We start from the raw sequence: 20,129 nt of genomic DNA, 5'->3' as shown, positions 1-20,129 counted from the left end.
CCGCAAATCTGCCCCCCGCAAATCTGCCCCCTGTCAATCTGCACGGCCTGTCCCCTGTTGCGGCGCGGACCATAGGCCCGGCGCGGCGGCCGCGCCAACCTCTTTACCCGGTGCCGCCCGCGCCCTAGCGTCCCCCCATGCTGTTGCTGGTCCGCCGCCTCCTGACGCTGATCCTCAGCCTGATCATCGCCTCGGCGGTGATCTTTGCAGTGGTCGATCTGGTGCCCGGCGATCCGGCGAGCTTCATGCTGGGCACCGGCGCGCGCCCCGACACCATCGCCGCCCTGCGCGAGCAGCTGGGCCTGGACCTGCCCTGGCCGGTCCGCTACCTGCGCTGGCTGGGCGGCGTGGTGACCGGCGATCTGGGGACCAGCCTCGCCTACAAGACCCCGGTGGCGGGGATGATCCTCGACCGGGTGCAGGTGTCGCTGCCGCTGGCGCTGATGGCGCTGGCGCTGGCCGTGGCGGTGGCGTTCCCGGTCGGGATGCTGGCTGCCCGCCGCCGCGGCGGCGCCGCCGACGTGGCGGTGATGGGCGGCACCCAGCTGGGCATCGCGCTGCCGAATTTCTGGTTCGCGATGCTGCTGGTGCTGGTCTTCGCGGTCAGGTTGCGCTGGCTGCCGGCGGGCGGCTTTCCGGGCTGGGACGAGCCCGCCCGCGCCCTGCGTGCGCTGATCCTGCCCGCCGTCGCGCTGGCCCTGCCGCAGGCGGCGATCCTGGCGCGCGTGCTGCGCTCGGCGCTGATCGAGACGCTGGGCCAGGATTATGTCCGCTCGGCCCGTGCCAAGGGCCTGTCCCGCGGCCAGGCGCTGCGCCGCCACGCGCTGCGCAACGCGATGATCCCGGTGCTGACCATCCTGGGCATGCAGTTTTCCTTCCTGCTGGCCGGCGCGATCATCATCGAGAACGTGTTCTACCTGCCCGGCGTCGGGCGGCTGATCTTTCAGGCGATCACCCAGCGCGACCTGGTGGTGGTGCAGTCGGCGGTGCTGGTGCTGGTCGCGGCGGTGATCCTGGTCACCTTCCTCGTCGACCTGGCCTATGCCGCCGTCGACCCGAGGCTGCGCGGGCGATGAGACGCCTCGCCCTGACGCTCGGCGTGATCCTGACCGGCATCGCCGTGGCCGCGGCGCTGCTGTCGTGGTTCTGGACGCCCTACGGCGTCACCGGGGTCAACATCGCGGGAAAGCTGCAGCCTCCGGGACCCCAGCACTGGCTGGGCACCGACCATTTCGGCCGCGACCTCATATCGATGGTGATGGTCGGCGCGCGAACCTCGATCGCCGTGGCGCTGGTCGCGGTGGGGATCGGGGTCGCCGCAGGCGTGCCTCTGGGGCTGGTCGCCGCGGCCGGCCGCGGTGGCTGGGTGGACGACGTCATCATGCGCGGCAACGACCTGATCTTTGCCTTCCCCTCGCTGGTGATCGCGATCCTCATCACCGCGGCGCTGGGGCCGTCGGCGGTGAACGCGATCCTCGCCATCGGCATCTTCAACATCCCGGTCTTCGCCCGCGTCACCCGCGCCGCCGCCCTGCCGCTGTGGACGCTGGATTATGTCCGCGCCGCCCAGGTGGCGGGCAAGGGCCGGGCGCGGATCAGCGTCGAACATATCCTGCCCAACGTCGCCAGCCTGCTGATCGTGCAGGGCACGATCCAGTTCTCGCTGGGCATCCTGGCCGAGGCGGGGCTGTCCTATGTGGGCCTCGGGGCCCAGCCCCCCACCCCCAGCTGGGGGCGGATGCTGGCCGAGGCGCAGACGATGGTGACCATCGCCCCGCATGTGGCGATCGTGCCGGGGCTGGCCATCGTGTTGACGGTGCTGGGGCTGAACCTGATGGGCGACGCGCTGCGCGACGCGCTGGACCCGCGGTTGCGGGCGCGGGTCACATGATTTCCGTCCGCGACCTGTCGGTGACGATCCAGGGGCGGCCGGTGCTGGCCGATGTCGATCTGGACCTGACGCCGGGACGGATCACCGGGCTGGTCGGCGAAAGCGGGTCCGGCAAGTCGATGACGGCGCTGGCGATCATCGGCCTGCTGCCCGAGGGCGCGGTCGCCCGGGGCCGCGTCGATCTGGACGGCCAGAACCTGCTGGACCTGCCGGAACGGGCGCTGAACGATCTGCGCGGCCGCCGCATCGGGATGATCTTCCAGGAACCGATGACGGCGCTAAACCCGCTGATGAACATCGGCGACCAGGTGGCCGAGGTGCTGGTCCAGCATCACGGCATGGACCGCGCGGCGGCGCTGGCCGTCGCCCGCGCCCGTCTCGACCGCGTCGGCCTGCCCGCGCCGCGCTTTCCGCTGTCGCTGTTCCCGCACGAGCTGTCCGGCGGCCAGCGCCAGCGCGTCGCCATCGCGATGGCCATCGCCGACGCCCCCGACCTGCTGATCGCCGACGAGCCGACCACCGCGCTGGACGTCACCACCCAGGCCCAGATCCTCGACCTGCTGCGGGAACTGGTGGGGACCGAGGGCATGGCGCTGCTGCTCATCACCCACGACCTCGCGGTGATCGCGGGGGTGGCCGACCGGGTCGCGGTCATGCAGTCGGGCCGCGTCGTCGAACAGGGCGCGACCGAGCCGCTGTTTCGGACCCAGGCCCACCCCTATACCCGCGCGCTGTTCGCGGCCGCGCGCCACCAGCCGGAGCGGGTCAGCGTGCCGGCCGACGACACCCCGATCCTGCAGGTCGAGGGCGCGGTGCGGGAATATCTGCTGCCGCGCCCGTCGATGTTCGCGCCCTACCCCGTGCTGCGGGCAGTGGACGGGGTCAGCCTGACCGTCGCCGACGGCGAATCTGTCGGGTTGGTGGGCGAATCTGGCTGCGGGAAATCGACCCTTACCCGCGCGGTGCTGGGGCTCGAGCCGCTGCAGGCCGGGCGCATCCTGCTGGACGGCGAGCCGGTCACGGCGGCCATGTCCCGGTATCTGCGCGCCAAGGTGCAGGTGGTGTTCCAGGACCCCTATGGCAGCTTCGATCCGCGCTGGCGGGTGGACCGGCTGGTGGCCGAGCCGTTCCACCTGACCGGCCGGCCCCGCGACTGGCGCGACCGCGTGGCCGCCGCGCTGGACGAGGTCGGCATCCCGCCCGACGCCATGTCCCGCCACATCCACCAGTTCTCGGGCGGCCAGCGCCAGCGCATCGCCATCGCCCGCGCGCTCATCATCCGGCCGCGGCTGGTGATCCTGGACGAGGCGGTCAGCGCGCTGGACGTGCAGGTCCGGGCGCAGGTGCTGGACCTGCTGGCGCGGCTCAGGGCCTCGCACGGGCTGGCGTGGCTGTTCATCAGCCACGACCTGTCGGTGGTGCGCGCGATCACCGACCGGGTGCTGGTGATGGAAAAGGGCCGCATCGTCGAGGAGGGCGCGACCGAGGCCATCCTGACCGCGCCCCGCCATCCCTATACCCAGCGGCTGGTGGCGGCGACCCCGCAGATCCCTGCCGACTGGGTTCCCCTCTCTCGGCCCGGGCCCTTGCAGGATGCCGCGCCGCCCCTAAGTCGGTGAAAACGGCAGAGAGGATCAGCCATGCAGTGCCCGGTGGACGGCGAAACCCTGGTGATGACCGACCGCAGCGGGGTCGAGATAGATTATTGCCCGAAATGCCGTGGCGTGTGGCTGGATCGGGGCGAGTTGGACAAGATCATCGACCGCGCCGGCAGCGGCGAGGCGCGCCCGGTGGTCATGGCCCCGCCCACCGCTGCGCCGATCGCCCAGAATCCGGTGGTCCCCCCGCAGCCCGCAGCGCATCCCTCGGCGGCGCCCGACCTGCACGGCCAGCCGCCCTTCGACCGCCGCGATTCCGACCGCCGCGATGCCGACTATCGGCCGCACGACGACGACCGCTATCGCGACCGTGACCGCGACGACCGCCGCCGGTATCGCGATGACGATGACGACGATTACCGTTACCGCAAGGGCAAGAAGCGGGACTCGTTCCTGTCCGACCTGTTCGATTTCTGACCGGACCAGCCACTTGATCTGACTGTGAAAACCGCGCCCCGGCGCGGTTTTCTTGCATCTGCTCCCCGCATCGTGGGAAGGTCACGCCCTCTCACGGCGCCACGAGGCGTCCCATCATGAGGTGCAGATGACAGATCCCATCCACGGGCCGGGCCATCCCGGCGACCCAAGCCATGAACGCCCGATCCTGTCCGGCCATCCCGAACTCGCCCCGCAGACCGACCCCGATGCCGGCGACGGCCTGCCCGTCCCCGAAGGCCCGACCGAGATCATCGACACCGCCTACGAGATCGGCCAGGACAACGTCAGCCGGGCCGTGACGCTGGAAATCGACATCCACAAGGTGGTGTTCATCGTCTCGGCCGTGGTCATCGCGCTGTTCACCGTCGGCACGCTGATCGGCCAGATCCTCACCGCCCAGCCGCCGCTGGACGGGGTGCCGCAGCCCAGCGGGATCGAGACCGCCTTCGGCAGCCTGCGCGACACCATGACCGGCAGCTTCGACTGGCTGTTCCTGACCGCCGGCAACGTCTTCGTGCTGCTGTGCCTCGGGCTGATCGTGACCCCGCTGGGCAACGTCCGGCTGGGCGGTCCCGAGGCGACGCCGGACTTCTCGCTGTTCGGCTGGTTCGCGATGCTGTTCGCCGCCGGCATGGGCATCGGGCTGATGTTCTATGGCGTCAGCGAACCGATGAGCCATTTCACTGCCGCGCTGGGAGGCGTCGAGATCACCGACGGCGTCCGCACCGACTGGGCCCCGCTGGAGGGGGCATCCGGCGACCCGATGGCGGCCCGGCGCCTGGGGATGGCCGCGACCGTCTATCACTGGGGGCTGCACCCCTGGGCGATGTACGCCGTGGTCGCGCTGGCGCTGGCGCTGTTCAGCTATAACAAGGGGTTGCCGCTGACCATGCGGTCGGTCTTCTACCCGATCTTCGGGGACCGGATTTGGGGTTGGCCGGGGCACCTGATCGACATCCTGGCGGTCTTCGCGACCATCTTCGGGCTGGTCACCTCGCTGGGCTTTGGCGCGGAACAGGCGGCCGCCGGGCTCGATTTCCTGTTCGGCATCCCGGCCGGCAACGGGACCAAGATCGCGCTGGTGGTGGTGATCTCGCTGATCGCGATGGCCTCGGTCGTGCTGGGCGTCGAAAAGGGCGTCAAGCGCCTGTCCGAGGCCAACATGATCCTTGCCATGGCGCTGCTGGCGTTCGTGATCGCCGTCGGGCCGACCTGGCAGATCGTCACCGGCTTCTTCGGCAACCTGACCGCCTATGCACGCGAGATCGTGCCGCTCTCCAACCCCTTCGGGCGCACCGACGACAACTTCCGTCACGGCTGGACGGCGTTCTACTGGGCGTGGTGGATCAGCTGGTCGCCGTTCGTGGGGATGTTCATCGCGCGGGTCTCGCGCGGGCGGACGGTGCGCCAGTTTCTGGCCGCGGTGCTGGTGATCCCGGCGCTGATCTCGGTGCTGTGGATGACCGCGCTGGGGGGCACCGCGATCACCCAGTATCTGGGCGGCTTCCAGGGCGTGGCCGACGCGGCGCTGGAACTGAAGCTGTTCGAGATGCTGCGCCAGCTGCCGCTGACCCAGCTGGCCAGCCTGATCGGGATCATCCTGGTCACGGTGTTCTTCATCACCTCGTCGGATTCAGGGTCGCTGGTGATCGACACCATCGCCTCGGGCGGCAAGGTGATGTCGCCGATCCCGCAGCGGGTGTTCTGGTGCACCATGCAGGGGCTGCTGGCGATCGCCCTGATGTTGGGCGGCGGTCTGGCGGCGCTTCAGGCGATGGCGGTGTCGACCGGGCTGCCCTTCACCATTGTGCTGCTGGGCGCCTGCTATGCGATCGTGGTCGGCTTGCTGGGCGAACGGCGCGAGGTCCGCAGCGCCGACTGAGCCCCGCCCATGAAAAAGCCCCGCGTCCCGGCGCGGGGCTTTCCTGTGCGGGCGGCGGCGGGCGCCCCCTCAACAGAGACAGGCCCCGCCGGTGATGCGGGACCTGTCGCTCCTCCCCCAGAAGACGGCTTGGCCTCCCCGCCTGGCCGTCTGGGTATGACGTTACGTCATTTGGCAGAATCGCGGATCAACTCTGCCTGACGTACGATCACTTGTGCCTGACGAATAGACGCAATGTCAACCAGTCTACCTTTGTATACCGCCGCACCCGCACCCGATCTTTGCGCTTCTTCCATCGCCGACAGGATTTCCCGCGCTTCGGTGACGGCTTTTTCGCCCGGAGAGAATATTTCGTTCGCCAGCGCGACCTGGCTGGGGTGGATCGCCCATTTGCCGACCATCCCCAGCGTGGCCGAGCGCAGCGCTTGCGCCCGGAAGCCCTCGGCGTCGCTGAAATCGCCGAACGGGCCGTCCACCGGCAACACCCCGTGGGTGCGGCACGCCGCGACGATGGCCGCCTGCGCCCAGTGCCACGGATCGGCCCAGTATTTCTGCCCCTGATGGGCCATGTAATAGTTTTCCTGCGTCCCGCCGATGCCGGTCGTGGCCATGCCCATGCTGGCGGCAAAGTCCGCGGCCCCCAGGCTCATCGCCTGCAGGCGCGGGGTGGCGGCGGCGATTTCCTCGACATGGGAAATCCCGGCGGCGGATTCGATGATGACCTCGAAGGCGATGGGCTTGGTCCGCCCGCGCGCCTTTTCGGCGGCGGTCACCAGCGCATCCACGGCATACAGGTCCATCGCGTTGCCGACCTTGGGAATCATGATCTGGTCCAGCCGGTCAGAGGCCTGCTCGATCAGGTCCACGACGTCGCGATACCACCACGGCGTGTCCAGCCCGTTGATCCGCACCGACAGCGTCTTGGTCCCCCAATCCACGTCGCCGATCGCCTGGATGATGTTCTTGCGGGCCTGTTCCTTGTCGTCGGGCGCGACCGAGTCCTCAAGATCGAGGTTCACCACGTCGGCGGCCGACGCAGCCATCTTTTCGAACAGCGCCGGGCGCGAGCCGGGGCCGAAGAGCTGGCAGCGGTTCAGGCGCGCGGGCGGGCTGGGTTGCAGGCGGAAGGACATGGCGGCGGACCTTTCGGCAATTATGTGTCGTCTCGGACTGCGCCCGTGTTAGATAATTGCTGCGGTCGCAGCAAGGCGTTCTGCATCTGCGTCCCCGGCGCCGCGGTTGAAGCCGGCGCGGCTTTGGCGCACAACGGCCGCGTCACAGCGTCAGGAGCCCGCGATGTCCCGTATCGTCCATCTGAACGGCGAGTATCTGCCCGAGGATCAGGCCAAGGTCTCGGTCTTCGACCGCGGCTTCGTGATGGCCGACGCGGTCTACGAGGTGACCAGCGTGCTGGACGGCAAGCTGATCGACTTTCCCGGCCACATGGCGCGGCTGGCCCGCTCGCTGGGCGAACTGGGCATCCAGAACCCGCATAGCGACGACGAATGGCTGGCGATCCACCGCGAGATGGTCGCCCGCAACGAGATCACCCACGGCATGGTCTATCTGCAGGTCAGCCGCGGCAACGGCGGCGATCGCGACTTCGTCTATCCGCCGGCGGACACGCCCCCGACGGTGGTGCTGTATACATGGCAGAAGCCGCAGCTGATCGACAACCCGGCCGCGGAGACGGGCTGGAAGGTCTGCACCCTGCCCGACATCCGCTGGCACCGCCGCGACATCAAGACGGTGCAGCTGCTGTATCCCTCGATGGCCAAGATGGAGGCCAAGGCCAGGGGCTGCGACGATGCCTGGCTGGTCGAGAACGGGCTGGTGACCGAGGGCACCTCGAACAACGCCTATATCGTCAAGGGCGGGGCGATCATCACCCGGGCGCTGTCGAACGACATCCTGCACGGCATCACCCGCGCCGCCGTGCTGCGCTTTGCGCGCGAGGCGCAGATGACGGTCGAGGAACGGTCTTTCACCGTCGAGGAGGCCATAGCGGCGGACGAGGCGTTCATCACCTCGGCCTCGGCCTTCGTCATGCCGGTGGTGGAAATCGACGGCGTCCGGCTGGGAGACGGTGCGCCGGGCAAGGTGTCCCGCCGGCTGCGCGAGATCTATCTGGAGGAAAGCCGCGCCGCGGCGATCTGACTGGGGGCGGACGCCTGCCAAAGCGAAACGCCGGGACCTCAGGCCCCGGCGTCGCGCGCTAATCCCGCGGCGATCAGGTGGAAATGACGACCGGCACGACGTCGGTGACCGGGACGACATACCCGCCACCGGACGCAGGCGTGACATCGTCGGTCTGGACGCGCACATCGCCCGCGGCCGTGTTCTGCAGCGTCGCCAGCACCCGGCCATCCACGATCAGTTGCGCATCGTCGCCGGCCTGCACCACGCGGATGTCGGGCTCGGTGCCGGTATAGCTGACGACCAGCCGATCCTCGGGGGAATAGGCGATGGTGGCCGGGCCGGCGCCGTTGGTCAGCAGATAGCTGTCGTCGCCGTCGCCGCCTTCGGCAAAGTCGCCGTCCAGCAGGGTGATCTCGTCGTTGCCGTCGCCGCCCAGCAGCGAATCGGCATCCTCGTCGGCGCCGCCGGTGAGGGAGTCGTCGCCATCTCCGCCGTCGATGGTGTCGGCGCCGGTGCCGCCGTCCATCACGTCGCCGTCCTCGTCCTCGTCGCCGGGCAGGATCACGTCGTCGCCGGCGCCGGCATAGACGGTGTCGTCGCCGCTGCCGCCCTCGATCGTGTCGTTGCCGTCGGCGGCGGCGTTGTCATCGGCGTCGCCATACAGGTCGTCGCCCTCGCCAAGGAACACCCGGTCGTCGCCCGCATCGGCGATCACCGTGTCGTCGCCGGTGCCGGCATAGGTCCAGTCGTCGCCGCCCCCGGCGTTCACCGTGTCGTTCCCGCCCAGCGACCGGACAATCTCGGCCCCCGCGGTGCCGTTCAGTGCCTCGGCGTCGTCGGTGCCGTCGACGAAAGGCAGCTCGGGGATCTCTTCGCCCTGGTCGAATTCCTCGTCGTCGTCGCTGGACAGCAGGCTGCCGACCGCCGCGATCCCCAGCACGCCGATCAGCAAAAGATACATCTGGTTCATCGCGTCCCCCGCCGTGAGCAATATGGTTGCCGCATCAATGCCCCAGAATCTGCGAAAGGAACAGCTTGGTGCGTTCCGATTTCGGATTGTTGAAGAACTCGGACGGCGTGTTCTGTTCGACGATCTGGCCCTGGTTCATGAAGATGACCCGGTCGGCCACCGCCTGGGCGAAGCCCATCTCGTGGGTGACGCACAGCATGGTCATGCCGGATTCGGCCAGCTCGATCATGGTGTCCAGCACCTCCTTGATCATCTCGGGGTCCAGCGCGCTGGTCGGTTCGTCGAACAGCATGATCTTGGGCCGCATGCACAGCGACCGGGCGATCGCCACCCGCTGCTGCTGGCCGCCCGACAGCTGGCCCGGGTATTTGTGCGCCTGGTCCGGGATGCGGACTTCGCGCAGGAAATGCATCGCGGTCTCCTCGGCCTCGCGGCGTGGCAACTTGCGGACCCAGATCGGCGCCAGGGTGCAGTTTTCCAGCACCGTCAGATGCGGGAACAGGTTGAAGTGCTGGAACACCATCCCGACCTCGGACCGCACCTTGTCGATGTTCTTGAGGTCGTTGGTCAGCTCGATCCCGTCCACGACGATGCGGCCGGACTGGTGCTCCTCAAGCCGGTTGATGCAGCGGATCAGCGTCGACTTGCCCGACCCGGACGGACCGGCGATGACGATGCGTTCGCCCTTGCGCACGCTCAGGTCGATGTCGCGCAGGACGTGAAAGCTGCCATACCACTTGTTCATCCGCTCGATGAGGACGGCGGTCTGGCCGGGATCGGCGGCGGCGCTCGGGTGCAGGTCGGTCTGGGTCATGGTCGCCCCCTCAGCGATGGTCACGTTTCAGGCGCTGTTCCAGATACATCGCGTATCGGGACATGGCGAAGCAGATGATGAAGAAGATCGTGCCGGTGAAGACATAGGGCTCCCAATAGGCGCCCTTCCATTCGAAGGTGGCGCGGATGGTGTCGGCCATCTGCTTCAGCGGATCGAACAGGCCCACGAAGGTCACCAGCGTGGTGTCCTTGAACATCCCGATGAAGGTGCCGACGATGCCGGGGATGGAAATCTTCAGCGCCTGCGGCAGGATGATCAGCCGCTGCGCCTTCCAGTAGTCGAGGCCCAGCGAATCCGCGGCCTCGTATTGCCCGCGCGGCAGGGCGGCGAGGCCGCCGCGGATCACCTCGGCCATGTAGGCCGACGCGAACAGCGTCACCATGATGATGACCCGCAGGATGATGTCGAAGTTCGTGCCCGGCGGCAGGAAGTAGTTCAGCAGGATCGAGGCCACGAACAGCAGGGTGATCAGCGGCACCCCGCGGATGAATTCGATGAACATCACCGCCAGCGACTTGACCACCGGCATGTCCGACTGCCGGGCGAGCGCGAGGATGATGCCCAGCGGCAGCGACATGACGATGCCGGACACGCCAATGGTCAGCGCCAGCAGGAAGCCGCCGAAGCTGCGCGATTCCACGCGATCCAGCGCAACCGGCAGCATGGCGTGCAGGTCGGCGGCGGCGTCGGGGCCTAGCCACAGCCACCAGGCGACGGTGGCGGCGATCCCCAGCGCCACGGCCAGCAGCCCCAGGCCCAACCGCGCGGCAAGGCGCCAGACCACGCCGCCCAGCACGAACCCCGCCAGCGCCGACACGACCGGCCAGACCGAGCCGCCCCACAGCAGCCAGACGGCCAGGAACGGGAACAGCAGGCTCAGCACCAGCGCGCGGCGCGGCGCGTATTCGATCAGCGCCGCCCACAGCACGAACACCCCGCCCGTGATCAGCGCCGCTCGGGGCGGGATGCCGACCGCGACGGCCGCCGCGAACGAGGCGACCGCGGCAAAGCCGAGCACCGCCCAGCGCAGCCCGCGGCTTTCGGAAAACAGCACCGGCGCCACGGCGAACAGCATCAGCCCGAAGACGATCGTCGGCCGCCAGTACAGCGCCGAGGGGTAGAAGCCGTAGATGAACTGGTTCCAGCGTTCGCGAATGACGCCGAAGCAGGCGCCCGTCGCATCCTCGCCCGCCTTCGCCGCCACCGCCGCGCGGCACTCGGCCATCGAACTGGCGTTCCAGACCGAATTGGCGAACCACGGCCACAGATGCGACACGATGAACCACACCGCAGCCAGCCCCAGCAGGGTCAGCACGGTGTTGAGCGGGCCGGAAAACAGGTTCTCGCGCAGCCACAGCGTCACGCCGCGCTGGCGCGCCGGCGGCAGCGCCGGGGGCAGCATGGTGTCGCGGACGAAGGCGACGGTCTCGGCGTGCAGCTCGGACATCTCAGCGCTCCTTCAGCGTCACGCGGGCGTTGTAGACGTTCATCACCCCCGAGATGACCAGGCTGATCGCCAGGTAGATGCCCATCATCACGATCATCGATTCCATCTCGCGGCCCGTCTGGTTCAGCGTCGTGCCGCCCAGCGTGGCGCGCAGGTCGGGATAGCCCACCGCGATCGCCAGCGACGAGTTCTTGGTCAGGTTCAGATACTGCGAGATCAGCGGCGGCACGATCACCCGCAGCGCCTGGGGCAGCACCACCAGCCCCATGATCAGGCGGGCGCGCAGGCCCAGGGCGGCGGCGGCCTCGGACTGGCCGCGGCTGACGGCCATGACGCCGGCGCGAACGATCTCGGCGATGAAAGCGCCGGTATACAGCGACAGCGCCAGCAGCAGCACGACAAAGCCATTGTCGAGGTTCAGCCCGCCCGCGAAGTTGAAGCCCTTCAGCTCGGGCCGGACGAGATGGACCTGGAACAGCCAGCTCAGCACCAGCAGCGGGACCAGGAACAGCAGCGCCGTGATCCACCAGGTCGCGGGCCGGCGGCCGGTCGTGTCCTGCAGCAGCTGCGCCCGGTCGCGCAGCCAGCGGCGGATGCACCAGGCCGCCAGCAGCGCCACGCCAAAGGCCAGCAGCGCCGCGTCGACTTGGAACCCGCCCAGGCCCACGCTGCCCGGATCGTTGTCCACCGCCAGCCGCGGGATGGCCGTATAGCGGTTCGTCGGCGCCACCGAATCGAACAGGATCATCGAGGCTTTCGCGGTCCCGTCCGCCGCGGGCTTGTAGTCGCGGGGGGCCGGCATCACCTCGGTGAACAGCGCCAGGATCACCAGGATCCACAGCAGCAGCGGCACGTTGCGGAAGGTCTCGACATAGATGGTCATCAGCCGGGCGACCAGCCAGTTGCCCGACAGCCGCAGCACCCCCACGACGACGCCGATGACGGTGGCGAACACGCAGCCCAGGGCCGACACCAGCAGCGTGTTGGTCAGCCCGACCATCGCGGCGCGCAGATGGCTGTCGTTTGAGGAATACGGGATCAGGCTGAACGGGATGTCATAGCCCGCCCGGTTCCACAGAAAGCCGAAATCCAGCGTCTTGCCCATCCGGGCAAGGTTGGTCAGCGTGTTGTTGACCAGCCACCAGCCGACCAGCATCACGGCGATGAACACCACCGCCTGGATCAGCAACGACCGGTAATGCCGGTCATAGATCAGCATCGACAGCCGGAACGGCCGGTCGGCCGGGTTGTTGGGCGTCATGGCTCACGTCTCCCTGGGGCGGTGTGCGGGTCTTGGCGCCCGTCCTGTCCGCCGTGCCGCGGCCGTGGGCCGCGGTCTTGTCGTTCCGTCACGCCGCGCGGGCGAAGGGGCCGCGGCGAGGGCCACGGCCCCGGGCCAGGTTCAGCGGAATGGCATCGCGTACATCAGCCCGCCCTGGGTCCACAGCGCGTTCAGGCCGCGGGCCAGCCCGATCGGAGTCTGCTCGCCGATATTGGCGGCGAAGATCTCGCCATAGTTGCCCGAGGCGGCAATGGCGCGCTTGGCCCATTCCTTGTCCAGCCCCAGCATCGCGCCATAATCGTCGGTCGCGCCCAGCATCCGCTGCACGTCGGGGTTGGTCGAGGACTTGGACAGCTCCTCGATGTTGGCCGAGGTCACGCCGTATTCCTCGCCCGAGATGAGCGCGTAGAGCACCCAGCGGACGATGTCGCCCCAGTTGTTGTCGCCGTGGCGCACCGCCGGCCCCAGCGGCTCTTTCGAGATGATCTCGGGCAGGATGATGTGGTTGTCCGGGTCGGCAAAGGCCGCCCGCGTCGCGGCCAGGCCCGAGGCGTCGGTGGTATAGGCGTCGCAGGCGCCGGCCATGTACTGCTGTTCGCCCTCGGCGTTCGAATCGATGTTGACCGGCTGATAGGTCATGTTGTTCGCGCGGAACCAGTCGGCGAGGTTCAATTCGGTCGAGGTGCCGGTCTGGATGCAGATTGTCGCCCCGTCGAGTTCCTTGGCCGAGCTGACTCCCAGGTCCTTGCGGACCATGAAGCCCTGGCCGTCGTAGTAGTTCACCCCGGCGAAATCGAGCTTGAGGTCGGTGTCGCGCTGGAACGTCCAGGTCGAATTGCGGGCCAGCACGTCGACCTCGCCCGAGGACAGCGCGGTGAAGCGGGTCTGGCCGGTGGTGGGGACGTATTTCACCTTGGAGGCGTCGCCCAGGACGGCCGCAGCGACCGCCTTGCAGATGGCGATGTCGAAGCCTGACCAGTTGCCGTTGGCGTCGGGCGCCGCAAAGCCGACCAGGCCCGTGTTGACGCCGCAGTTCAGCACACCGCGCGCCTTGACCTGGGCCAGTGTTTCGCCCTCGGCGGCCATCGCCCCGCCCGCGGCGAGAGCGGCAGCGGCCGCGGTGGCCAGGAATACGATCTGTCGCATGGAAATCCTCTCTGTTGGTCGCCCGGATCTGCGCCCGGAACGGTTATGCGGGGCCGAGGATGGCCCCGTTCGGCGGGGCGCCGGCGGCGTCCCTCGTCGGCATCATTGTGACGACAGGGTCGTGTGCGTCAAGCGTCCGTGCGATCCGCCGGGTCGTCGGGGTGGCGGTCGGGCGTCCTGTCCGCCCCGCGATCCCGCAGCAGCGCAAGCAGCCGTTCCGAGGACCGCAGCGCCTCGAGCCGGGCGGCGGCGGCGGCCTCGGCCTCGTCGTCGCGGCCCCAGGCCTCGGCCTGGTGATCCTCGTCGATGCGGGACAGGGCGTGGGCCTCGTCGGCGCTCAGCCGGCCGTCGAAGACCGCCAGCCCCAGCACCAGCGAGCCGGGCAGCGTCACCAGATCATGCAGCGCGGTCAGTTCCCACGGGTCAAGCGCGTCCAGCCGGGTGCGCAGACGGGCCAGCGCCGCGGCGTCCTGCGGGATCGGGATCACCCCCTGCGTCACCGCCAGCCGCGCCCCCATCGTGGCGTCGGCCCAGTCCAGCAGCGGGTCCCAGCCCGCCGCCTGCCGGGCCGCCAGCGCCGGCGGATGGGTGGCGCGATAGGACAGCAGGTCGGTCCCGCCATAATCGCCCAGCATGTCGGCCACGGCCTGGAACTGCGGCGCGACCTTTTCGATGGCGGAATTGGCCGCGCGGGTCAGCGGCATCGCGTTCGGGTCGATCGCCTCGCTCTGCGCGTCCCATTCGGCGGCGATGGCGTCGGCCAGCGCCCGGGTCGGCAGGATCAGCGACAGCTTGCCCGGGGTCCGCACCGGGCGGCCGTCCAGCGTGACCTGCCAGCCCTCGCCGGCCGGCTCGACGGCGGCAGCTTTCCAGAAGCGGCGGGCCTTCCACTCGGTCATGCGCCCAGCCTCGCGTCCAGCAGCCGCGACAGTTCGGCAAAGTCGCGGGCGACGGCGACGGCCCCCGCGGCGGTCAGGTCGGCCGCCGGGTGGTGGCCCCAGGCGACGCCGATTCCGTCCACGCCGGCGTTCCGGCCCATCAGCATGTCGAAGCTGGTGTCGCCGATCATCACCGCGTCGGCGGCGTCGATCCCGGTGTCCGACAGGCAGGCCAGCACCATCCCCGGTGCCGGCTTGGACGGATGGTCGTCGGCGCATTGCGTGGTGGCGAAATAGCCGGCCAGGTCGTGGGTGCGGATCAGCGCGTCCAGCCCCTTGCGCGACTTGCCGGTGGCGACCGCCATCAGCACGTCCTCGCGCGCCGCCAGCCGGTCCAGCAGGTCCCGCGCACCCGGAAACAGCGGCGATTCCGCGGTGCTGCGGGCGCTGAAATAGGCGTTGCGATAGCCCTGCACGACCTTCTCGCGGGTCGCCGCGTCGCTGTCGGGCAGCAGCGTCGCCACTGCGACCGGCAAGGACAGCCCGACGATGCCGCTGACCGCAGCGGTGGGCAGCGGCGGCAGGGCGGCGGCGGCCAGGCCCGCGGCCATAGAATCCATGATGATCGCGTGGCTGTCCACCAGCGTCCCGTCGATGTCCCAGATCACCAGCTTCATGGCGCATCCTCGAACGGGTCCGCGGGCACGTCGTTCTCGTGCCAGCCGAGCGTCTTCCACGTCCGCGCCATATGCTCGGGCAGGGGCGCGGTCAGGGTGATGCGCTTGCCGGTCACCGGGTGGTCAAAGCTGATCTGGCGGGCGTGCAGGTGCAGCTTGCGGCTGATCTCTCCGCCCAGCTGGGCGCCCCAGCCGTCGCCGAGATTCTCCTGCCCCGAGCCGCCATATTTGCCGTCGCCGCTGATCGGGTGGCCGAGTTCGGCCATATGCGCGCGCAGCTGGTGGGTGCGGCCGGTGACCGGCACCAGCGCGCACCACGACACCCGAGTGCCGAGGCTGTCCAGCACCGCGTAATCGGTGGTGGCGCGCTTGGCGCCCTCGGTCTGGTCCACCTTCGCGGGGTGGATCGCCATCATCTTCTCGCCCTCGCCGCCGCGGCCGTGGCCGGGAGCCTTGATGAGGCCATAACGCACCGTGCCCATCCGGGGCGACGGGACGCCCGCGACGGCGGCCCAGTAGATCTTGCGGGTGGTGCGGGCGCGGAACGCCTCGGACAGGCGGCGCGCGACGCGGTCGGTGCGGGCCAGCAGCAGGATGCCCGAAGTGTCCTTGTCCAGCCGGTGGACCAGCTTGGGCTTGTCCTTGTAGCCGAACATCAGCGCCGCGCTGAGCCCGTCCACATGCCGGTCGCCCTGCCCCGAGCCGCCCTGCGAGGGCAGCCCGGCCGGCTTGTTCAGCGCGATGATGTGCTCGTCCTTCCACAGCACCGCCGCCTGGATCATCTGCGCGTCGCCGTCGCGAGGCGTCGCGGTGCGGGGCGGCGGCGCGGGGGCGGCGTCGGGCAAGGGCGGGATGCGGATGTCCTGCCCGGCCTCGATCCGGGTCGCCGGCTTGGCGCGGGCGCCATCGACGCGCAGCTCGCCCTTGCGGCACATCTTCTCGATGGCGATCTGGTTCAGCTGCGGAAACTTCTTCTTCAGCCAGCGGTCCAGCCGCTGGTCGCCCTCGTCGTCGCCGACGCGCAGGGTCTGGACGCCGCTCATGCCGCGCGCCCCAGCGCCATGCCGGCGGTCAGCGCCGCCAGCGACAGCAGGACCGAGGCCGCGACATAGCCGGCGGCTAAGCCGTGCTGGCCGCGTTCCCACAGCGTCACCGCGTCCAGCGAAAAGGCCGAGAAGGTGGTGAAGCCGCCCAGCGCCCCGGTCATCAGCAGGGGCGCCAACGCATTGCCGCGTTGCGCGAGCAGCACGACCAGCAGCCCCATCAGGAACGAGCCGACGATGTTGACGATCAACGTGGCGACCGGAAAGCCCGGCGCCAGCGCCGTCGCCGCACGGTTCACGCCGTAGCGCGCCACCGACCCTGCCGCGCCGCCCAGCGCCACCTGAAGGAATGGGTTCATCATGCGGGTGTCCTGTGCGCGGCAGGGGGCAAAGTCAACCTTGGCGGGGCCGCCGCACCGGGGCTCTGCCCCGGACCCCGGGATATCTGCGACCGCCCGAAGCGGCTTGGGTCAGCCGCCGCGCTTGAGCCGCTGGCTGACGAACCAGTCCAGCCGCTTCTTCAGCTCGCGTTCATAGCCGCGCTCGACCGGCTGATACAGGACCGGGCGCTTCATGCCTTCGGGGAAATAGTTCTGGCCCGAAAACCCGTCCTCGGCGTCGTGGTCATAGGCATAGCCGGCGCCGTAGCCCTGCTCCTTCATCAGCTTGGTCGGCGCGTTTAGGATATGGGCCGGCGGCATCAGGCTGCCGGTGGCCTTGGCCTCGCGCTTGGCGGCGCCGAAGGCCATGTAGCCGGCGTTCGATTTCGGCGCGAGCGCGAGGTAGATCACCGCCTGCGCCAGCGCCAGCTCGCCCTCGGGCGAACCCAGCCGTTCATAAAGCGCCCAGGCGTCCAGGCAGTGGCGCTGCGCGGCGGGATCAGCGAGGCCGATATCCTCGATCGCCATCCGGGTCAGGCGGCGGGCGAGATAGCGGGGGTCCTCGCCCCCGTCCAGCATCCGGGCGAGCCAGTACAGCGCCGCGTCCGGGTCGCTGCCGCGCACCGATTTGTGCAGCGCCGAGATCAGGTTGTAATGTTCGTCCCCCGACTTGTCGTATTTCGCCGCCCGGCGCATGAGGCGCTGGGACAGCTCGTCCCGCGTCAGTTTGCGGTCGGTTTTCCACGCCATCACCTGCTCGATCAGGTTGAGGCTGGCGCGGCCGTCGCCATCGGCCATCTCCAGCAGCGCGTCGCGGGCCGCGCCGTCCAGCGGCAGGGCGCGGCCCAGGTCGCGCTCGGCCCGCTGGGCCAGCAGTTCCAGGTCGGTCAGGTCCAGCCGTTTCAGCACCACCACCTGCGCCCGGCTCAGCAGCGCGGCGTTCAGCTCGAACGAGGGGTTCTCGGTCGTGGCGCCGACCAGCAGGATCGTCCCGTCCTCCATATGCGGCAGGAAACTGTCCTGTTGGGCCTTGTTGAAGCGGTGGATCTCGTCGACGAACAGCAGCGTGCCCCGGCCCTGATCGCGGCGCAGCCTGGCCGCGTCAAAGACCTTGCGCAGTTCCGGCACCCCGGAAAAGATCGCCGAGATCTGCACGAAGGCGCGGTCGGTCTGGTCGGCCAGCAGCCGCGCGATGGTGGTCTTGCCCACCCCCGGTGGCCCCCACAGGATCAGCGAGGACAGGCTGCCCGCCGCCAGCATCGCCCCCAGCGGGCCGCTGTCGCCCAGCACCTCGGACTGGCCGATGACCTCGGAGAGCGATTTGGGGCGCAGCCGGTCGGCCAGCGGCTGATGGGCCGAGCGCGCCGCCGGGGACCGGGGCGCGGCGTCAGGGGGAAGCGAGTCGAACAGGTCGGCCATTGACGAATTCCAGGGTTGCCCGCCGGCAGAGGGTAGCTCTCAACCGGCGGGATGGCGATATGGCCTTAGTGCATCTTGCTGGCCAGGTTGATCGCCGTGCACTGGTAATAGCCGTCGTCGATCCAGCACAGCCGGCCGATCGCCTGCGCGTCGATCTTGCAGCGGCTGAACACCCGCGGCCAGTAATCGCCGTTCAGCGACAGCAGCCGGGTCGCGCCGACGCCGCGGGCGCAGGTCACCATCGTGTCGACCAGCTGCCCGTGGACCCGCCGGCGGATCGACTGCGGCACGTCATGGGCGACGAACAGGCGCGTCGCCTCCCATGTCTGCTCGTCGACGGGGGCCTCGTCATACAGCAGGTCCTGCGGGATCGAGCCCCCCAGGATGCCGCGCTGCGCGTCGCGGATCATGTAGGAATAGATCCCGCAGCTGGCGGTGGTCGGCGTCAGCCGCATCCCGGCCAGGACGGTGCTGCCGTCGTGAACGGCTACCCATCGGCTTTGCGGGGTGTCGTACTGGTCGAATTCCATCCCGTCGGTCTGGGGCAGATCCCAGTTGCGCTGGATGATGAAGCTCTGGCGACGCGCGCGGAAGAAATTGGCGAACAACTCGCCGTAGTTGTGAAGGTTGGTGAACGAAAGGGTCGTGGTCTGCATGGTCTTCTCCTGGGGTTGGGGGGAAGGCCCCAGGGAGCGACGCGGGTGGTGCGGGCGTATCCTACAACAGGCGGTAGTCCTTGGCCCGTTGCAGCGCCTCGGCAGTCGTCTTGGCCATCAGCCTTTCACGGGCCGAGATCAGACGCGCCTTGAACGCGCTTTCGGTGATGCCAAGCTTGGCAGCCGCTGCTGCATGACGATCGCCCTCCGCGATACACCGAAGGGCCTCTTGCTGAGCCTTCGTCAGGCTCTCCGGCGGCTCGGTAATATCGTGGAGCCGGCGTACCAGGGTCGAGATCGCCTCGATCTCGTCATTCGTGAATTCGCGCATGTCATGGGCGCAGCAGGCGATGGTGCGGGATTTCAGCGGCCCGCAGGACACGACGATGCCGTTGACCAGCCCATAGCGGGCGGCATCGGCCATGATGCCGAAGGGGTCGGGGATCGGCATCATCGACCACCGGATCGCCCCGGTCGTAGAGAACCCCCAGGCGATCGTGGGATCGCGCAGCGCATAGCCGTTCGAGGCGTAGTTTTCGATCCACGCGGCCGGATAGGTCTGGAATTGCATCACGGGCGCCGCAAAGCGGATATGCGCGCCGATGAAATAGCCCATTGGCGCCAGCTTGCGCAGGCGGGCGAGGATGGCGTTGATCTCGGCTCTCGAAGACATGTCTTTTTAGATATATTGTCTGTGACAAGGTCAATGGGATAGCCGAGCCGGCCCCCCTATGGCGAATCCCGATTGTGTCGTATTTGTTCCAGTGTTCGGCCGCCACACGGCCGAAAATGGAAAAACCCGCGCAGCTGCTGCCGCGCGGGTCGGGTGACGACACGTCACTTGATTTTTGTTGGCCCGGTGCGTCGGGCGCCTGGCTCAGACCTCGAAGTCTGCGTCCGCTTCGGCCTCGGTCCGGGCGCGGTCGGCGGCGCCCTTGGCGTTCACGTCGCGGTCGACGAACTCGATGATCGCCATCGGCGCCATGTCGCCATAGCGGAAGCCGGCCTTCAGGACGCGGACATAGCCGCCCTGGCGGTCCTTGTAGCGCGGGCCGAGGATCTCGAACAGGCGCGCGACGTGCTGGTCCTGCTTGAGCTGGGCGGCCGCCTGGCGGCGGGCGTGCAGGTCACCGCGCTTGGCCAGCGTGATCAGCTTTTCGATGATCGGGCGCAGTTCCTTGGCCTTGGGCAGGGTGGTCTTGATCTGCTCATGCTCGATCAGCGAGCCGGCCATGTTGGCGAACAGCGCCTTGCGGTGTTCGTGGGTGCGGTTCAGGCGGCGATAGCCGCGGGCGTGACGCATGATGGTCTCCTGGACGTCTTTTGCTTTGTCCGGCCCCCGTGCGTGGCGGGGACTCTCCTTGGGGCGGGATTGCCCGGTCGTGGCG

Annotated in this window: 20 protein-coding genes; 6 read left to right on the top strand and 14 right to left on the bottom strand. The window is 68.9% G+C overall.

Translation table 11 applies throughout. The features are described 5' to 3' along the window. The first annotated feature begins 137 nt into the window (after positions 1–137). The 5 genes from IC63_RS12900 to IC63_RS12880 all read left to right on the top strand — a co-directional run bounded on the left by IC63_RS12900 (position 138) and on the right by IC63_RS12880 (position 5,869). Positions 138–1,076 (top strand): ABC transporter permease, encoded by a 939-nt coding sequence (locus IC63_RS12900; RefSeq protein ID WP_036720953.1) that lies wholly within the window; start codon positions 138–140, stop codon positions 1,074–1,076. Then, on the top strand, positions 1,073–1,891 hold the full coding sequence (locus IC63_RS12895; protein WP_036720952.1) for an ABC transporter permease: 819 nt from the start codon (positions 1,073–1,075) through the stop codon (positions 1,889–1,891). Before IC63_RS12900 ends, IC63_RS12895 begins: the two co-directional genes overlap by 4 nt. After that, on the top strand, positions 1,888–3,510 hold the full coding sequence (locus tag IC63_RS12890; protein WP_052042221.1) for an ABC transporter ATP-binding protein: 1,623 nt from the start codon (positions 1,888–1,890) through the stop codon (positions 3,508–3,510). Before IC63_RS12895 ends, IC63_RS12890 begins: the two co-directional genes overlap by 4 nt. A gap of 21 nt (positions 3,511–3,531) precedes the next feature. Then, entirely contained in the window at positions 3,532–3,966 is a 435-nt protein-coding gene (locus tag IC63_RS19255) for a TFIIB-type zinc ribbon-containing protein (RefSeq protein WP_036720951.1), read from the top strand. Between the two features lie 127 nt (positions 3,967–4,093). Next, the gene (locus IC63_RS12880) at positions 4,094–5,869 is read left to right on the top strand and encodes a BCCT family transporter (RefSeq protein WP_084115844.1); all 1,776 of its coding nucleotides are present in this window, start codon (positions 4,094–4,096) and stop codon (positions 5,867–5,869) included. 167 nt (positions 5,870–6,036) lie between these two features. Here IC63_RS12880 and IC63_RS12875 read toward each other — a convergent pair whose 3' ends face one another. Next, a complete protein-coding gene (locus IC63_RS12875) occupies positions 6,037–7,002 on the bottom strand; it encodes an L-malyl-CoA/beta-methylmalyl-CoA lyase (protein ID WP_036720950.1) in 966 nt (321 codons plus the stop codon). Positions 7,003–7,165: 163 nt separating this feature from the next. On the opposite strand from IC63_RS12875, the gene IC63_RS12870 reads away from it, so the two are divergent. Beyond that, complete coding sequence (locus tag IC63_RS12870) at positions 7,166–8,026, top strand: D-amino-acid transaminase (protein ID WP_036720949.1); 861 nt, start codon at positions 7,166–7,168, stop codon at positions 8,024–8,026. 73 nt (positions 8,027–8,099) lie between these two features. On the opposite strand, the gene IC63_RS12865 is transcribed toward IC63_RS12870, so the two are convergent. The 13 genes from IC63_RS12865 to rplQ form a co-directional block, all read right to left on the bottom strand. Continuing rightward, on the bottom strand, positions 8,100–8,969 hold the full coding sequence (locus IC63_RS12865; RefSeq protein WP_156965478.1) for a calcium-binding protein: 870 nt from the start codon (positions 8,967–8,969) through the stop codon (positions 8,100–8,102). 43 nt (positions 8,970–9,012) lie between these two features. After that, positions 9,013–9,792: an amino acid ABC transporter ATP-binding protein gene (locus tag IC63_RS12860; RefSeq protein ID WP_052042222.1), complete on the bottom strand. Its 780-nt coding sequence runs from the start codon at positions 9,790–9,792 to the stop codon at positions 9,013–9,015. A gap of 10 nt (positions 9,793–9,802) precedes the next feature. Next, entirely contained in the window at positions 9,803–11,260 is a 1,458-nt protein-coding gene (locus tag IC63_RS12855; RefSeq protein ID WP_036720948.1) for an amino acid ABC transporter permease, read from the bottom strand. Between the two features lies 1 nt (position 11,261). After that, a complete protein-coding gene (locus IC63_RS12850; protein WP_036720947.1) occupies positions 11,262–12,521 on the bottom strand; it encodes an amino acid ABC transporter permease in 1,260 nt (419 codons plus the stop codon). A 141-nt stretch (positions 12,522–12,662) separates the two neighbouring features. Next, positions 12,663–13,688 (bottom strand): amino acid ABC transporter substrate-binding protein, encoded by a 1,026-nt coding sequence (locus IC63_RS12845; protein ID WP_036720946.1) that lies wholly within the window; start codon positions 13,686–13,688, stop codon positions 12,663–12,665. Positions 13,689–13,816: 128 nt separating this feature from the next. Beyond that, positions 13,817–14,587 carry an ATP12 family chaperone protein gene (locus tag IC63_RS12840; protein ID WP_052042219.1) on the bottom strand — a complete coding sequence of 257 codons (771 nt, stop codon included), beginning with the start codon at positions 14,585–14,587 and terminating at the stop codon, positions 13,817–13,819. Next, positions 14,584–15,243, bottom strand: coding sequence for an HAD-IA family hydrolase (locus IC63_RS12835; RefSeq protein WP_036720945.1), 660 nt, complete (start codon positions 15,241–15,243; stop codon positions 14,584–14,586). Before IC63_RS12835 ends, IC63_RS12840 begins: the two co-directional genes overlap by 4 nt. Next, a complete protein-coding gene (locus tag IC63_RS12830; protein WP_036720944.1) occupies positions 15,240–16,286 on the bottom strand; it encodes an RluA family pseudouridine synthase in 1,047 nt (348 codons plus the stop codon). Before IC63_RS12830 ends, IC63_RS12835 begins: the two co-directional genes overlap by 4 nt. Next, the gene (crcB, locus tag IC63_RS12825; protein ID WP_036720943.1) at positions 16,283–16,648 is read right to left on the bottom strand and encodes a fluoride efflux transporter CrcB; all 366 of its coding nucleotides are present in this window, start codon (positions 16,646–16,648) and stop codon (positions 16,283–16,285) included. Before crcB ends, IC63_RS12830 begins: the two co-directional genes overlap by 4 nt. Before the next feature lie 108 nt (positions 16,649–16,756). Next, complete coding sequence (locus tag IC63_RS12820; RefSeq protein ID WP_036720942.1) at positions 16,757–18,085, bottom strand: replication-associated recombination protein A; 1,329 nt, start codon at positions 18,083–18,085, stop codon at positions 16,757–16,759. A gap of 65 nt (positions 18,086–18,150) precedes the next feature. Then, a complete protein-coding gene (locus IC63_RS12815) occupies positions 18,151–18,741 on the bottom strand; it encodes an acyl-homoserine-lactone synthase (protein ID WP_036720941.1) in 591 nt (196 codons plus the stop codon). A gap of 61 nt (positions 18,742–18,802) precedes the next feature. Next, the gene (locus IC63_RS12810) at positions 18,803–19,414 is read right to left on the bottom strand and encodes an autoinducer binding domain-containing protein (protein ID WP_036720940.1); all 612 of its coding nucleotides are present in this window, start codon (positions 19,412–19,414) and stop codon (positions 18,803–18,805) included. Positions 19,415–19,618: 204 nt separating this feature from the next. Then, positions 19,619–20,044 carry a 50S ribosomal protein L17 gene (gene rplQ, locus IC63_RS12805; protein WP_036720954.1) on the bottom strand — a complete coding sequence of 142 codons (426 nt, stop codon included), beginning with the start codon at positions 20,042–20,044 and terminating at the stop codon, positions 19,619–19,621. Between the last annotated feature and the right edge of the window lie 85 nt (positions 20,045–20,129).

Origin of the sequence: Paracoccus sphaerophysae, from assembly GCF_000763805.1 — a bacterium.
Classification (GTDB): Bacteria; Pseudomonadota; Alphaproteobacteria; order Rhodobacterales; family Rhodobacteraceae; genus Paracoccus; species Paracoccus sphaerophysae.
This window is presented reverse-complemented; position numbering and strand designations above follow the sequence as displayed.

Bases quoted from the DNA above. Each gene is read 5' to 3' on its own strand.
- IC63_RS12845 (WP_036720946.1), bottom strand. From the start codon at position 13,688: ATGCGACAGATCGTATTCCTGGCCACCGCGGCCGCTGCCGCTCTCGCC.
- IC63_RS12880 (WP_084115844.1), top strand. From the start codon at position 4,094: ATGACAGATCCCATCCACGGGCCGGGCCATCCCGGCGACCCAAGCCAT.
- IC63_RS12895 (WP_036720952.1), top strand. From the start codon at position 1,073: ATGAGACGCCTCGCCCTGACGCTCGGCGTGATCCTGACCGGCATCGCC.
- IC63_RS12865 (WP_156965478.1), bottom strand. From the start codon at position 8,969: ATGTATCTTTTGCTGATCGGCGTGCTGGGGATCGCGGCGGTCGGCAGC.
- IC63_RS12840 (WP_052042219.1), bottom strand. From the start codon at position 14,587: ATGACCGAGTGGAAGGCCCGCCGCTTCTGGAAAGCTGCCGCCGTCGAG.
- IC63_RS12815 (WP_036720941.1), bottom strand. From the start codon at position 18,741: ATGCAGACCACGACCCTTTCGTTCACCAACCTTCACAACTACGGCGAG.
- IC63_RS19255 (WP_036720951.1), top strand. From the start codon at position 3,532: ATGCAGTGCCCGGTGGACGGCGAAACCCTGGTGATGACCGACCGCAGC.
- rplQ (WP_036720954.1), bottom strand. From the start codon at position 20,044: ATGCGTCACGCCCGCGGCTATCGCCGCCTGAACCGCACCCACGAACAC.
- crcB (WP_036720943.1), bottom strand. From the start codon at position 16,648: ATGATGAACCCATTCCTTCAGGTGGCGCTGGGCGGCGCGGCAGGGTCG.
- IC63_RS12810 (WP_036720940.1), bottom strand. From the start codon at position 19,414: ATGTCTTCGAGAGCCGAGATCAACGCCATCCTCGCCCGCCTGCGCAAG.
- IC63_RS12850 (WP_036720947.1), bottom strand. From the start codon at position 12,521: ATGACGCCCAACAACCCGGCCGACCGGCCGTTCCGGCTGTCGATGCTG.
- IC63_RS12870 (WP_036720949.1), top strand. From the start codon at position 7,166: ATGTCCCGTATCGTCCATCTGAACGGCGAGTATCTGCCCGAGGATCAG.
- IC63_RS12875 (WP_036720950.1), bottom strand. From the start codon at position 7,002: ATGTCCTTCCGCCTGCAACCCAGCCCGCCCGCGCGCCTGAACCGCTGC.
- IC63_RS12835 (WP_036720945.1), bottom strand. From the start codon at position 15,243: ATGAAGCTGGTGATCTGGGACATCGACGGGACGCTGGTGGACAGCCAC.
- IC63_RS12830 (WP_036720944.1), bottom strand. From the start codon at position 16,286: ATGAGCGGCGTCCAGACCCTGCGCGTCGGCGACGACGAGGGCGACCAG.
- IC63_RS12900 (WP_036720953.1), top strand. From the start codon at position 138: ATGCTGTTGCTGGTCCGCCGCCTCCTGACGCTGATCCTCAGCCTGATC.
- IC63_RS12860 (WP_052042222.1), bottom strand. From the start codon at position 9,792: ATGACCCAGACCGACCTGCACCCGAGCGCCGCCGCCGATCCCGGCCAG.
- IC63_RS12890 (WP_052042221.1), top strand. From the start codon at position 1,888: ATGATTTCCGTCCGCGACCTGTCGGTGACGATCCAGGGGCGGCCGGTG.
- IC63_RS12820 (WP_036720942.1), bottom strand. From the start codon at position 18,085: ATGGCCGACCTGTTCGACTCGCTTCCCCCTGACGCCGCGCCCCGGTCC.
- IC63_RS12855 (WP_036720948.1), bottom strand. From the start codon at position 11,260: ATGTCCGAGCTGCACGCCGAGACCGTCGCCTTCGTCCGCGACACCATG.